The sequence below is a fragment of the Bacteroidota bacterium genome (assembly GCA_019637975.1).
Classification (GTDB): Bacteria; Bacteroidota; Ignavibacteria; order UBA10030; family UBA6906; genus CAADGV01.
On the sequence record JAHBUR010000030.1, the window covers coordinates 1 to 14462 of the forward strand.

Consider the following 14462-nt stretch of genomic DNA (forward strand, 5'->3'; position numbering starts at 1 on the left):
ATTCTCTTTCAATCTCATTATCATTCTCGCCGTGCCCTCTAATGCATCGAACGTCATCGGAAGAGTGATATCGAGTCTGTAGTGAAGCATGTCGAACGGCTGCGGACCTTCGTAGGCATCAATCCCGCGAACCGATGAAAGGGTGAGGCGCTGTTCAGGGGCGATGAATCGTCCTTCTTTCTCAAATGCAAATTGCTGCGATTGACCAACCGTTGACAACGAAAAGCAAGCCACCAAGACATAAAGCCGCCAAGAATTGCATTTACGAAAAACTTTTCGCGACTTCGTGTTGTCGGGCTTTCCTTTTATTAAGCTATCCAACCGAATCACTCATCCTCCGATAAAAAGCCTTGCCATTCGCGACTAACAATCCTGCAAGGACGCATGCGGCGCCAATAAACACATTCGTCTCCAGTTCTTCTCCTAACACAACGGCTCCAAGAATTACTGCAACAACAGGCGTAATGAAGCTGATCAACGACAAATACACAGCTTCGACTCGCTTCAACAGCCAGAAATACGCGACAAATACAAGCACGGAACCGATTGTGGAAAGATAGATGATTGACCCAATTGCCGCTGTGTCCCACACAATACTTGCATGCGATTCAACTGCAAAACTCAGTCCGATTAGCGCCGCGCCGCTCCAGAACATCCCGACAAGGTTCACGGCAAACGGGTTTAAAGGCTGGCCCAGCTTCTTCACCAGCACGAGACAGTAAGCCTGCATAAGTGAATTCGCCAGAATCAATCCCATCGCAATTACCGAACGGGGCTCAGATACATGAATGTCGCCGGCAAATATCACCACAATGCCGATGAAGCCGAGGACTATTCCCGATACTTTGAACAAATTGAGACTCTCGCTTTTCAGCATAATCTGGGAGAAGATGGCAACAAAGAACGGATACGCCGCGAACAAGATGCTCGCAAGTCCTGTTGCGATATGCTGTTGAGCCCAGTACACAAATGCAAACGGAAGAGTGTATGCGAAAAAGATCAGAACCAGATAAACCTTCCTCGCGTCGGCAGTCATCGGTACTTCGATGTTCCTGGTTCGTACAATTGCAAACAGGAGAACGGAGGCAATCGAGAAGCGGAGACCGGCACCGAGAAACGGGGGAATGCTGGTTAGCCCGATCTTGATGGCAAGCCACGTCGATCCCCACACAAGGCAAGCAGTGACGAAGGCGAGATAGATTTTTATTCTTTCGGAGTTCAGAAGATGACGCCGTATTGTTATCAGATTGTGAAAGCAAGTTACGAAGAATGTGCGACCGAGGAAAGGGATTTGTTGATTGGGTCTGAGATTAAGGATATATTTTGCCACGCATTTGTTTTCAGCATCGTATGGAGAACCAGATGAGTTCCCTCTTTGACGTCGCGACAAAACGTTCGCTCAATTACCTCCAATCAATACAAACCCGAAATGTCGGGCCGACAGCGGAAGCTATTGCGAATCTGAAGCTGTTCGATGAACCGCTGCCTGAAAATCCTACGGAAGCGGAGAAGGTTCTGCAGCAACTCGATGAGATCGGTTCGCCGGCAACAATGGGAATTGCCGGACCCCGGTTCTTTGGGTTTGTCATTGGCGGATCGCTGCCTGTTTCTCTCGCTGCCAACTGGCTTGCAGGCGCGTGGGATCAGAACACGGGACTCTTCAACATCACACCCACAACTGCCTATCTGGAGCAAGTTGCCCTCAGGTGGCTTGTGGATATCCTGAAGCTGCCGCCCGAAACAGGATGTGGTTTTGTCACAGGGGCAACTGTTGCAAATTTTTCGTGCCTCGCGGCGGCACGTCATTCTGTCCTCAAGCAAGCAGGATGGAATATTGAAGCAGACGGGTTATTCGGTGCCCCGCCTGTCACAGTCGCAATCGGCGCCGAGGCACATCCTACCCTCATCAAATCGTTGGGCTTGCTTGGACTCGGAAGGAATAGAGTCGTCAAGCTCCCCGTGGATGATCAGGGACGAATGGTTGCCGCGGCTTTGCCGGATTTGTCAGTCCCGGCAATCATCTGCGCGCAAGTCGGCAACGTGAATACCGGAGCGTGCGACCCGGTGGATATGATTTGCGAACGTGCAAGGAAGTCCGGGGCGTGGGTACATATCGACGGAGCATTCGGTTTGTGGGCAGCAGCGGCTCCCACACGGGCACATCTTGTTCCGGGAATCGAGAAAGCAGATTCGTGGGCAACCGATGCTCACAAATGGTTGAACGTGCCGTACGACTGCGGCATTGCTTTCGTTCGCGACAAAGAGGCTCTCCGTGCGGCAATGGCCATCACTGCTGAATACTTGCCAACCGAAACAGAGCATAGAAATCCCTCCGACTACACGCCTGAATTGTCGCGTCGTGCACGCGGCGTTGAGGTTTGGGCGGTGCTGCGTTCTCTGGGGCGTTCCGGAGTAGCAGAAATGATCGAGCGAACTTGCCGCCATGCACGGAGATTTGCCGACGGATTTTCAAAAGCAGGCTACGAAATTCTGAACGATGTCGTCCTCAATCAAGTATTAGTCTCGTTTGGCGATCCTGCGAAAACCAATCGGATTATTGAGCAGATTCAGCAGGATGGAACCTGCTGGTGCGGCGGAACAGTATGGCAAGGGAAAACCGCTATGCGTATAAGCGTATCGTCTTGGGCAACAACGGATGAAGATGTTGAAATGAGTCTTGTTGCCATGTTGCGAATTGCTGCCGGGCACATGTAAGAGGAAGTTGCAGAACGAAGTTGCATTTCCGCATGAAATCGTTGTACAATCATGAGTTACACAGCCATTTTTTGTTGGAATTCTGCTTGCAAAACTCATCTGCCTGATTTATTTTGTGGGAGGGAGTCTGACGACGGAGCCGAGGGGATCGAAACCTCCCATGTTCGTTTTTCAAGTTCTTTCTAAACACAATCACACGTAGGTTCGTGACGGACAACTTCACAATAGTAGCTGGAGAGTAGATGTTTCGAACGGTACGATTGTTTGCTGCAAGTGTAGTCTTCTCGTTGATGCTTGGCGAGCTGATGGTCCGTTGGTTCATTCCCGTTCGCAACGTCGGGCCGACCTTCAGTGAATACGACGCGGAATACGGGAAGCGATTGAAGGCGAATCTCTCGTGTGTTCGCATCGCGCCGGAGTTCCGCATGCAATTCACCACAAATTCTCTCGGTTTTCGCGGGCCTGAGCCGTCATCGTTTCCCGAAGGCGGCATCTTGTTTCTGGGAGATTCCTTCACCGAAGGCTACGGCGTGAGCGATGGCGAAGAATTCCCCGACCTCGTTCGCAGCACGTTGGCCAAACACAATCCCGCCGGCACGATTCCCGTTGTCAATGCCGGCATCGGCAACCTCGGTACGGGACGCTGGATCAAGTTCCTGAGAAACGAAGGCAAACGACTTAACCCGCGGTTTGTCGTGCTACAGCTTTCCGACAATGACTTCCACGACAATACTGCTGAAGCACTATTCCATCTTACCGAAAACGATTCACTTGTGGAGAACTCTCCCCGTTCACCGGGTTCGTTCCGTCATATTCAGAAAGTAATTGATGCAGTTCCCGGACTCGCGTATTCGTACCTGGTTTGTCTCGTCAGGGATGTGATGTCGTTCACCGCTGCTGAACCGCAAGCAATGCCAACCGAAGACGAGGTTCTGCGCAAGAACCAACTTACCTACCGCTTGATTCACGAAATTGTTGCCCTCTGCGAGCGCAACGGCTGGCCGGTAGTTCTGGTAAGCGCTGACCTGAATGAACACCAACTTGATGAGTTGGCATCAGTGGTAGCGGAGTATAAAACACCCATTCTGCGAATTCCTTCAAAGGACACCCACCCGGAGTTGTATTTTGAGATAGACGGACATTGGAATGCCAAAGGACATGAATATGTTGCCTATCAGGTTTCAGAATACTTGAAGGCTTACGACTTCGCCTCGCGTGAATAAGCAGGGCCTTCCCGTAACGCGCTGCAGTCCGATTTCACGACAGACGTACATCCCATTCACGCCGCACTTCCACACCTACGAAAAGCATGGCCGAACGCAACACCTGAGCGAAATCCCCTGGCGTTCCGGAATACAACGTCAACAAGACAATAGTTCTTGACACACATAAAAAGGAGTTGAAGAGCAACACCGACGCCCGTTTGTTTTTTGCCCCATCTCCTCTTACCTTGATTCTTAATAAGAACTACCTCCATGAGATGCTTGACTCCGTTTGGGTGACCTTTCTTCTGTTTCTTGCTGGTGCTGCAGCAGGCCTCGTTGACTCCATCGCCGGCGGTGGCGGACTGATTACGCTTCCGGTTTTGTTAGGGATTGGGCTTCCACCGCAGGTGGCCCTCGGCACCAATAAATTCCAATCAAGTTTCGGCAGCTTCACGGCAACAGCGTATCATCTCCGCAAGAAGAACATTGATTTGCACACGGCGCGCAGCGGCATCATCAGCACGTTGGTTGGCGCGGCGCTCGGCGCGTGGGCTGTACAACAAATCGATGCGGCGGTGTTGGGAAAGATCATTCCCTTTATGCTGGCGGCAATTCTGATCTACACATTCTTCACGCCGAAGTTGGGAGATGTGGATCAGAGTCCAAGGATGCAGCCGAATCTCGCATTTGTTCTTACGGGACTCGGCTTCGGATTTTATGACGGATTCTTCGGGCCGGGAGTCGGTTCGTTCTGGGCGATTTCGTTCGTTGTTCTGCTCGGATTCAATCTCGCGAGGGCAACCGGGTACACGAAGCTGATGAACTTCACCAGCAATGTCGTTTCGCTCGTTGTGTTTGCCATTGGCGGGCATGTGTGGTTTACATCCGGACTTGCGATGGCAGCGGGACAAATTCTCGGCGCACGACTCGGTTCGGGATTGGTGATCAGGAAAGGAGCCAAGTTCGTACGTCCGATCTTTATCACGGTTGTTGTCGTGATGATTGTAAAGCTCTTCTATGATAACTTTCTTGCCGGATAGTCCATATGCCACAGAATCTTGACTACGCGCAACTTCTCGCCGTCGCGATTGATGAAGCTCGTCTTGGCCTTCGGGAAGGCGGCATACCGATAGGCGCTGCGCTGTTCGACGGCAATGGCAATCTACTCGGCAAAGGGCACAACCGGCGAATACAGGAAGGGGACCCGTCCGTTCACGGCGAGACGGATGCGTTTCGCAAAGCCGGCAGACAGCGAACCTACCGCGACAAAATCATGGTCACGACGCTTGCCCCGTGCTGGTATTGTTCGGGATTGATACGACAATTCAACATCGGCAAAGTCGTTGTCGGAGAGTCGGTGAATTTTGCGGGAGGGATTGATTGGCTGCGCGAGAATGGTATCGAAGTTGTCGATCTACATTCTCAAGAGTGCATCGACATGCTTGCAACATACATCAAACAACACCCGGAAGTTTGGAACGAAGACATCGGACAAGAGTAACTCATATCCACTTCGTGTACCTTCGTGCAGACTTCGTGAACTTCGTGGTATATCTTTATCATAGGAGACAACATGGAATTCAGAAAAGAAATCATCCGCAACGGCGTCAGTTTCGGAACGGCGCTTTCGATTTGCATCTCGTGGTCGCTGAACAAATCCGTGCTCTGGGCGATTGTGCACGGATTTTTTTCGTGGTTGTATGTGGTATACTACTTACTTTTTGTGAAGTAGATTCACGACGATTTGTACCCCAGTCTCGCCAGCGCCGAAGCATTCTCGCGCCACTCCTTCTGCACCTTCACGTGCAGCTCGAGGAACACAGGGTGCTGCAGGAATTCCTCTATTGACTTTCGGGATTTCGCCCCGATTTCCCTCAGCATCATCCCCTTCTTGCCGATGAGGATGCCCTTCTGTGAATCACGTTCCACGTAAACCTCGGCACTGATAAACGTTTTGCCGGCTTCACGTTCCTTGAATTCAATAATCTCAACCGTGGTCGAATAGGGAATCTCTTCTTTCGTGCAGAGAAAAATCTTCTCCCTGATAATCTCGCTCACGAAAAACCGTTCCGTATGTTCGCTGACAATATCAAGAGGATAGAATGGAGGATGAACGGGAAGAAGGGCTGATACCGCAGCAAGCAGTTCGCTTGTCCCGTCTCCTTTCAGAGCGGAAATCGGGAAGATCTCCTTGAACGGAAATGCCTTGCTGTAGAAATCAATCACCGGAAGAACGCCGCCTTTATCCACTGCATCGACTTTGTTGATAACAAGAAACACCGGCTTGTTGAGTCCTTTGACCTTCGCAAAGGCTTCCGTGTGAGCAAGCGAGCCGTCCGTTCCGGGCTTTGTCGCATCGATCATGAACAACAACACATCCGCATCTTGGATTGCCGAAGAGGCGAATTCCATCATCACTTCCTGCAGAAGATACTTCGGTTTGATGATGCCGGGCGTGTCGAGAAAAATCGCCTGAAACTCCTGCGTCGACAGGATGCCGAGGATTTTGTGCCGCGTGGTCTGCGCCTTCGGCGTCACGATGGAGATCTTCTGCTGTAGCAGCACATTCATCAGCGTGGACTTGCCCACATTCGGCTCGCCGACGATGGCAATGTAACCGCAGCGGAAATCGGCTAAGATGTTCCGTTCTTCACTCATACGATTCCTGAAAACAAAAACCCCGTCGGCTTAACGGGGCAAATAACTAATAGCCAATGACTATTGCCGTTAAAGCGCATCCTCTCCCGATTCCCCCGTTCTCACACGAATGACATCATCCACAGGATAGACAAAGATCTTGCCGTCCCCCACTTGACCGGTGCGGGCGGCGTTCATGATAGTATCGACCACCTTGTCCGCCATGCCGTCTGCCACAATCACCTCGATCTTGATTTTTGGGAGAAAATCGATTTGGTACTCCGAGCCGCGGTACAACTCGGTGTGTCCTTTTTGCCGACCGTAGCCCTTCACTTCCGTCAACGTCATGCCCTTCACGCCGATTTCGGCAAGTGCTTCACGCACATCGTCAATCCTGAATGGCCGGATGATGGCTTCGATTTTTCTCATTGTGAACTCGGGTTATTGGATAACGAACAATCCAGATCTGGGCTCTTTTTCAAGCACATCAAGTACTTTGGGCAGCAGCAGTTTCAAAAACTTGTGGGTATTGCTGCGGGCGCGCAGAACAATCACAACAACAGGAGAGTCCTTGATGCTTTGTTGAAAGCTCATGCCCTTGTCAACTGTGACTAACGCTTCAAACCCCTCCTGTTTCATCACGGTCAGAAGTGCTCCGTTCTTGATTCCCTTCCAATTCATATAGTCCACCGTATACACTTCGTGCTTCGCCGGAAAGTCCTTCCGAAGATCATTCGGCACATTCTCATCAAGAAGCAACTTCATTCACGGTTCGCTTTTTCAACACGAGAGACTCTGCCATGTGAAGAACCTCCATCGCTTGTTCGCGAGAAACGGTGGGAAAGTTCCTGAGAAAATCGTCCATCGACTCTCCTTCAACTAAATAGTCAAAGAACGTCTCAATCTGAACTCTCGTGCCGGTAAACACCGGCGTCCCTCCCATTACTTCCGGATCGATTGTAATTACGCCTTTTGTGGACATACATCCTCCACTCATTCACTTACCATGACACTGCTTATACTTCTTCCCGCTGCCGCACGGGCAGGGATCGTTGCGCCCGATTTTATCGCCGACATGAATCGGTTGAGGCTTCCCGGCTTTTGCTTCGGGCGGCGCCTGCGCTGAACCGCCGGGAACGGGTTCCCGATTTCCCTGAAAGCCCATTCCGGTTGATGATTCGTGGCTCGTGCGCATCTGCTGCGGCCGCCGGGGCCCGCGCAACGGCAACTGCTGTTGCTCGACAGGGAAGAGCTTGAATGCCGTCGTTACGATTTCGGTGTTGACTTGATCGAGGAATGCCATAAACATGCGGAAGGCCTCCGTCTTGTACTCCACGATCGGGTCTTTCTGGCCGTAGGCACGCAAGTGAATTCCCTCTTTCAGGTCATCCATCTCCCGCAGATGATCCTTCCATTTCTCGTCGATGACACGGAGGACGACCATCTTCTCGATCTGCGTCATCATCTCGATGCCGAGCTTTTCCTCTTTGCGCTTGTAGAACTCGCGTGCGGCGTTGATGATTTCGTTCTTGACGCCGTCCTTCCCGATGTCCTGAAAACGTTGGGGCGTGATCGAGAAGTCAACGAGAAGCTGCGAGCGCAAATCATTGACAAGGCCTTCGATCTCTCCCTCCTCATAGTACGCGTCAACAAGCTTCTGCGCCTGCTCATCCAGCAGATCGAGAATATCGTCTTTGATCCGGTCGCTCACCAATGCCCGGCGGCGGCGGGTGTACACCACTTCACGCTGCTGGTTCATCACGTTGTCGTATTCTAACAACCGCTTGCGGATACCGAAGTTGTTTTCTTCCACCTTCTTCTGGGCCCGCTCGACGGATTTTGTGATGAGGGGATGGGTGATCACTTCACCTTCTTCCAATCCCATGCGCTGCATAATCCGTGCAATGCGTTCGCTGCCGAAGAGGCGCATGAGATCATCTTCAAGAGAAAGAAAGAACAACGACGAGCCGGGATCGCCCTGACGTCCCGCGCGGCCGCGCAACTGCCTGTCAATGCGGCGCGCTTCGTGCCGCTCGGTGCCGACAATGTGTAACCCGCCTGCTTCACGGACACCGGGCCCGAGTTTGATATCCGTTCCGCGGCCTGCCATGTTGGTGGCAATCGTAATCGCCCCGGGGTTTCCGGCATGCGACACAATTTCCGCTTCGCGCTGATGCTGCTTCGCGTTCAACACGTTGTGCGGCACACCTTTCCGCTTCAACATGCGGCTGATAGTTTCGGAGACTTCGACGCTTGTGGTACCCACAAGAACGGGACGCTGTTTCGAGCGCATTTCTTCGATATTTTCAAGAACGGCGTTGTATTTTTCGCGCTTCGTCTTGTAAACAAGATCGTTCATGTCCTCGCGGACCATCGGCTTGTTGGTCGGGACGACGACAACGTCGAGTTTGTAGATATCGAAAAACTCTCCTGCCTCCGTCTCGGCCGTACCCGTCATGCCCGCCAATTTCTTGTAGAGGCGGAAATAATTCTGCAGCGTGATTGTTGCCAGCGTCTGCATATCGCGCTCAACTTTCACGCCCTCTTTTGCTTCAATCGCCTGATGCAGTCCGTCCGAGTAACGCCGGCCGGGCAATAGACGGCCTGTAAACTCATCGACGATCTGTACTTTGCCGTCATCGGTTACGACATATTCATCATCTCTCGCGTACAGCGAATACGCCCGCAAGAGTTGTGTCACGGTGTGAATCCTGTCGCTGCGTTCGGCATACAAACGGTTCAACTCATCTTTCTTTTGCTGTCGCTGCTCTGGAGTTAGCGAGTCGTCGTTTTCCAGAATGCTGAACTCCGTCCCCAAGTCAGGCAGGACAAAAAAGTCCTTGTCGGTCACCATCGGGGCAAGAAGTTCACGCCCTTTGTCGGTAAGAGTGATTTGATGGTTTTTCTCGTCGATTGCATAGTATAACTCGTCGTCAATCTCGTGCATGCGTGCGGATTGATCGCGCAAGTATTCCACTTCGGTGGTTTGAACGAGCCTCTTGTGCGCAGGTTCAGTTAAGACTTTCATCAAACGCGGATGCTTCGGCAAGCCGCGGTTTGAGCGAAGGAGCAACACGCCGGCTTCATCCTCTTTTCCCGCTTCCAGCAGTTTTTCTGCTTCCCCAACGATTTTGGACACATAACTGTGTTGCGCATTCACCAGCCGCTCGACCCTCGGCTTCATTTCATCGAACTTGTGATCTTCCTGCGACGTCGGACCGCTGATGATCAGCGGCGTTCGTGCTTCGTCAATCAAAACAGAGTCAACCTCGTCAACAATAGCGTAGTAGTATTCGCGATGAACGAGATCGACTTTATCCACCACCATGTTGTCACGGAGATAGTCGAAGCCGAATTCGTTGTTCGTACCGTATGTGATGTCGCAGCCGTATTCTTTCCGTCGTTGGAAGGAATCCATCGTGTTCTGGATGCAGCCGACAGTGAGGCCGAGGAACTCGTACACTTTTCCCATCCACAGACTGTCGCGCTTGGCAAGGTAATCGTTCACCGTAACGATATGTACCCCGCGCCCCGGCAGGGCATTGAGATACACCGGCATGGTTGCAACGAGTGTCTTCCCTTCGCCAGTCGCCATTTCGGCAATCTTGCCCTGATGCAGCACAGCCCCGCCGATCAACTGTACATCAAACGGGATCATGTCCCACACAATCGTGTTGCCCATGATGTCGAACTTCTGTCCGACAAGACGCCGGCACGCATCTTTCACCGCGGCAAATGCCTCCGGCAGCATCTCATCGAGAGTGTCCCTCGTGATTTCGTCCCGTTCTTTTTCAAGTTCATCAAGCTTTGTGGCAACGGCTTCCCGCTCGGCACCTTCAAGCCCGATAAGCTGTTGCTTTGCGGCTTCGATTTCCGCTTCGACATCCTTGATGGCTTCGTGAATGCGCGCACGAAATTCCCCCGTCTTTGCCCTCAACTGATCGTCGGAGAACTGTTGATACTCTTCGTAGAAGACGTTAATCTGTCCGACAAGCGGCTCAAGCGCCTTCACATCGCGTTCGTGCTTCCCTCCAAAAAGCTTCTTCAGAACACCAAGCATCACACACCACAGTTGTTAATGTTGAAAAATTCGACTAAATATAGACAGATTTTCAATGTCAAACAAGGCGAGTACAGAACCGCCGAGACAGCAAAAACAGTCACCTGAACACACCGACACACTTCATGACTTGCTTTCGTTTGTTTGTGAGAGAATGCGGAACGCTCACAGCCGCGGCATTCTGCGCGCTTGTTATCGCAGGATGCGCCGCAAAAACACTGCAGCGCATTCCGCCGCCGCCGGCTGAAGAAACAGTGACTGCGCAACCTGAACCGGAAGTCGTCCCTGTCGAACCCGTGTTTGTCAAGCCGAGCAAGTTGACTGCTCTGAGCGGATCGGCATATCAGACGATCAAAGCACGAGTCGACTCGCTGATTCCCGATTCACTCTTTCCTCCCGCTCATATCGGGTTGAAAATTTCGTCGTTGAAAACACGCGAAACGTTGTACGAACTCAACGCCAACTCGTTGTTCAATCCCGCATCAAATCAGAAACTGTTTACTTCCGCTGCTGCTCTTGCAGTTCTCGATGACGATTTCTTGTTCTCGACTGTCGTCAGCCTCGATCCTTCCGTTAGTACGATTTTCATCAAAGGATTTGGCGATCCACTGTTTTCGATGAAGGATTTGGATTCGCTTGCACGGCTTACGGCATTCTCCCTCCCGTCAAAAAGTTCCTGGAAAGTCGTTGGCGACCGTTCGTACTTCGACACACTATATTGGGGATATGGCTGGAATTGGGATGACGAGCCTGAGCCGTACCAGCCGTTCATCAGTCCTTTGATACTCAACGGCAACAGCATCAAGCTGATAGCCTCGCCCGGCGCAGCAGCCGGCGCCCCACTTCTTGTGCGGACGGAGCCGCCAACGGATTTTGTGACGATTGAGAATAGAGGGATCACGGCCCGCGAGACTCTTTCAACGCCGCTACGGCTGACGCGAGCAATGCGGGAGCGGCGTAACGTACTTGTTGTTGAAGGCGAGATGCTGTCCGGTTCACGCGAACAAAGCACAGAGTTAAGCGTGCTTGAGCCTGAACGTTACGTTGCGCATATCTTCGCCGAACGACTGAGAAATCTCGGTACCACAATTTCCGGGGTTGTGATTGATACGGTAAGCCCGCAGGCAATCGAAATCGCCCGCATCTCCCGCCCTCTTGACACGCTTATCGCATACATCAACAAGCAAAGCGACAATCTCTCCGCCGAAGTGTTGCTGAAAATATTGGGGGCGGAAGTGAAAGGAACGCCCGGCTCCGCCGCAAATGGAGCGGCAGTTGTGAAGGAATTCCTCGACAATCTTGATATCGACACCAACTCGATCAAGATAGCGGATGGGTCGGGATTGTCGAGGATGAATCTCGCATCGCCCGCCGCTGTAGTCCGGCTGTTGGAGAGGATGTACGACTCTCCTTACTTCGAGCGCCTTGCCAACTCACTTTCGATTGCGGGAATTGACGGATCAACACGCAGTCGCATGAGGCGAACCGCCGCCGCCGGCAACATGCGCTCAAAAACCGGAACGCTCACCGCCGTTTCTGCTCTCTCCGGCTACCTCCTCACCGCCGACGGCGAGCCACTCGCTTTTTCGATGATGATGATGAACTACCCCGCCGAGTCGCGGATGTACAGACGTGTGCAGGATGAGATTGGAGTTTTTCTAAGCAGATTGAGCCGTACCGCATACTGAACAAAGTAAAGCCCGGCTCCACACAGAACCGGGCTGGCACGTCTTGGTAAAACCACCAATCTACTGCATTCCTAAGATCCGGATATCGCCGCCGGAGGTTCGGGCATGAATCGGGTTGCCGCCGCCGTTCACGGTTCCGCGAATGCGGCTGTCGGACATCTTGCCGGACATGGTGATCGGGAAGTCGCAAGTGACATCGCCGCCGCTTGTCGAGGCGTCAATTGTTGCACTGATGTTCTTGGGCATCATAATGTCGATGTTGCCGCCGGAGGTTTCGGCAAACACTCCCTGGTTCGATTCCTTCACTCTCACCGTGATATTGCCGCCGGATGTCTCCGCCCGGACTTTCCCGTCGATCGTGTTGAGTGTAACGTTGCCGCCGCTTGTATGCACATTCACATCGCCCTTCACTTCGGAGATTCTGATATCACCGCCGGATGTTTCCATGCGGAGCGTGCCGTCAACTTTCTCCGCACGGATATTCCCGCCCGACGTTTCCAGATCAATCGAGCCGGAAATATCGGCCAGCGCAATATCCCCGCCCGATGTGCCGCCGTTCAGTTTCCCCTTGACGCTGTTTACCGTGATGTTGCCGCCGGAAGTTTCCATTCTGAGATTGTATTCTCGCGGAACTTTGATCGTGTAGCGGACTTCCAAATCGTTGCTTCCCCAATTAAACCACCGGCCTGAACGGGGGCTTTTCCCCCGAACCTCAACGCCACCGGATGTTTGTGATGCTGTAATCTCAAACTCGTCAACATCACGCTGGCGACCGCGCAACGTTGCGTACACGGAAACTTCCTTCGCATCGGTTCCCGTAATCTCCACCGACCCGAAATCGGTTTTGATGAAGAATGTGCCGCCGGGCGTTGCCGTGAATTTCTTGTCGAATGTCTTCTCCGCCCCGCTGGCGTACACAAAACTGACGATGAACGTGACGACCATAGCTAAAATGATGCGGATTGTTCTGCTCATGATTCCTCCCGGAAGATCTGAATTGGTAAGACAATTTCACCTTGTTAGACGGCACTTTTTGGAAAAAGGTTGCACCGAAAACAGGATTCGACTGCAGACAAAGCGATTCTGGAGAATTGCTCTACACATCCCGGTCTTTGCTTTTCCCCTGCTATTTCGGTACTATTTGATATTATTTGACCTTTTTTCTTGAACAGCAGGGATGAACCCCTCTTTGAAACGCAGATTCCTCTTTCTCTTGTGTCTCGGTCTCATCGGTTGCGGAACGGACTCACCGAAACCCGAATCGCCACAGCCACCACCTCCCGCGGAAAAGCATATGATTTCCATCCCTGAATTCAGCGGCACTCGTGCGTTCGAGTACCTCGTGAAACAAACGCAATTCGGGCCGCGCAACCCGAACTCGCCGGGACACGCGGCGTGTCTCATCTGGCTCGAGCAAACCATGCGGCAACTCGCCGACGAAGTGGAAGTTCAGCGCTTCAAGACGCAGGGATACAACGAAGCGCTTTCGCTTGCAAACGTCATCGGGCGGTTCAATCCGCAGGCGACGAGCCGCATTCTGCTTGCGGCACATTGGGATACGCGTCCCCGAGCCGAGCATGATGAAGACAGGAGCCGAAGAAACGAGCCCATCCTCGGCGCCAACGACGGCGCAAGCGGGGTTGCAGTTCTTCTCGAAATTGCCTCGCTTCTGAAGAGCCAGCCGCCGGAAATCGGGATTGATATTGTTCTGTTTGATGGAGAAGATTACGGATACGAGGGCGATCTCTCGAAGTATTTTCTCGGCTCGCGTTATTTCGCCAACACAAAACCCGCTGACTACAATCCCCGCTTCGGAATCTTGCTTGATATGGTGGGCGACAAATACTTGGACATTCCGAAGGAGATCAATTCACTCAGATATGCTCCCGATATTCTGAGTCTCGTCTGGGCGAAAGCAAAGGAACTGGGCTACACGCAGTTTGTGGACGAGCCCGGCGATGAAGTCAACGACGACCATATCCAACTCAACATGGTCGGAATCAAAACCATCAACATCATCGACTTCAACTATCCCGATCCGTCCAACCGCTACTGGCACACACATAAAGATGTGCCGGAGAATTGCAGCCCCGAAAGTCTTGAAGTCGTCGGCACCGTTGTTACACACGTGGTGTACACTCAACTCCCCTGATTCCC

Annotated in this window: 15 protein-coding genes; 7 read left to right on the forward strand and 8 right to left on the reverse strand. The window is 52.3% G+C overall.

All coding sequences use genetic code 11. The features are described 5' to 3' along the window. A partial coding sequence (locus KF749_14575; protein MBX2992373.1) for a hypothetical protein occupies window positions 1-219 on the reverse strand: 219 nt, incomplete at its 3' end. A 94-nt stretch (window positions 220-313) separates the two neighbouring features. Then, entirely contained in the window at window positions 314-1330 is a 1017-nt protein-coding gene (locus KF749_14580; protein ID MBX2992374.1) for an EamA family transporter, read from the reverse strand. 32 nt (window positions 1331-1362) lie between these two features. Between KF749_14580 and KF749_14585 the strand changes: the two genes are divergently transcribed. The 5 genes from KF749_14585 (at window position 1363) to KF749_14605 (ending at window position 5652) form a co-directional block, all read left to right on the forward strand. Next, complete coding sequence (locus KF749_14585; GenBank protein ID MBX2992375.1) at window positions 1363-2715, forward strand: aspartate aminotransferase family protein; 1353 nt, start codon at window positions 1363-1365, stop codon at window positions 2713-2715. A gap of 242 nt (window positions 2716-2957) precedes the next feature. Beyond that, a complete protein-coding gene (locus tag KF749_14590) occupies window positions 2958-3938 on the forward strand; it encodes an SGNH/GDSL hydrolase family protein (GenBank protein MBX2992376.1) in 981 nt (326 codons plus the stop codon). Between the two features lie 257 nt (window positions 3939-4195). After that, window positions 4196-4960, forward strand: coding sequence for a TSUP family transporter (locus tag KF749_14595; GenBank protein ID MBX2992377.1), 765 nt, complete (start codon window positions 4196-4198; stop codon window positions 4958-4960). A 5-nt stretch (window positions 4961-4965) separates the two neighbouring features. Then, a complete protein-coding gene (locus KF749_14600; protein ID MBX2992378.1) occupies window positions 4966-5421 on the forward strand; it encodes a nucleoside deaminase in 456 nt (151 codons plus the stop codon). Between the two features lie 72 nt (window positions 5422-5493). Beyond that, window positions 5494-5652, forward strand: a complete 159-nt coding sequence (locus KF749_14605) for a hypothetical protein (GenBank protein MBX2992379.1) — start codon at window positions 5494-5496, stop codon at window positions 5650-5652. 2 nt (window positions 5653-5654) lie between these two features. Here the strand turns inward: KF749_14605 and era are convergent, their stop codons facing one another. From era to secA, 5 genes are all read right to left on the reverse strand, one after another. Then, on the reverse strand, window positions 5655-6578 hold the full coding sequence (gene era, locus KF749_14610; GenBank protein ID MBX2992380.1) for a GTPase Era: 924 nt from the start codon (window positions 6576-6578) through the stop codon (window positions 5655-5657). Between the two features lie 69 nt (window positions 6579-6647). After that, window positions 6648-6986 carry a P-II family nitrogen regulator gene (locus KF749_14615; protein ID MBX2992381.1) on the reverse strand — a complete coding sequence of 113 codons (339 nt, stop codon included), beginning with the start codon at window positions 6984-6986 and terminating at the stop codon, window positions 6648-6650. Between the two features lie 12 nt (window positions 6987-6998). Next, entirely contained in the window at window positions 6999-7322 is a 324-nt protein-coding gene (locus KF749_14620) for a DUF5615 family PIN-like protein (protein ID MBX2992382.1), read from the reverse strand. Continuing rightward, window positions 7306-7539 carry a DUF433 domain-containing protein gene (locus tag KF749_14625; GenBank protein MBX2992383.1) on the reverse strand — a complete coding sequence of 78 codons (234 nt, stop codon included), beginning with the start codon at window positions 7537-7539 and terminating at the stop codon, window positions 7306-7308. Before KF749_14625 ends, KF749_14620 begins: the two co-directional genes overlap by 17 nt. Before the next feature lie 15 nt (window positions 7540-7554). Next, window positions 7555-10617, reverse strand: a complete 3063-nt coding sequence (gene secA / locus KF749_14630) for a preprotein translocase subunit SecA (protein MBX2992384.1) — start codon at window positions 10615-10617, stop codon at window positions 7555-7557. Between the two features lie 125 nt (window positions 10618-10742). Here secA and dacB point away from each other — a divergent pair, with 125 nt between their 5' ends. Continuing rightward, the gene (gene dacB, locus KF749_14635) at window positions 10743-12305 is read left to right on the forward strand and encodes a D-alanyl-D-alanine carboxypeptidase/D-alanyl-D-alanine-endopeptidase (protein ID MBX2992385.1); all 1563 of its coding nucleotides are present in this window, start codon (window positions 10743-10745) and stop codon (window positions 12303-12305) included. Between the two features lie 60 nt (window positions 12306-12365). Here the strand turns inward: dacB and KF749_14640 are convergent, their stop codons facing one another. Next, window positions 12366-13280, reverse strand: a complete 915-nt coding sequence (locus KF749_14640; protein ID MBX2992386.1) for a DUF4097 family beta strand repeat protein — start codon at window positions 13278-13280, stop codon at window positions 12366-12368. A 319-nt stretch (window positions 13281-13599) separates the two neighbouring features. Between KF749_14640 and KF749_14645 the strand changes: the two genes are divergently transcribed. Next, window positions 13600-14457, forward strand: coding sequence for a M28 family peptidase (locus KF749_14645; protein ID MBX2992387.1), 858 nt, complete (start codon window positions 13600-13602; stop codon window positions 14455-14457). Window positions 14458-14462: the final 5 nt, after the last annotated feature.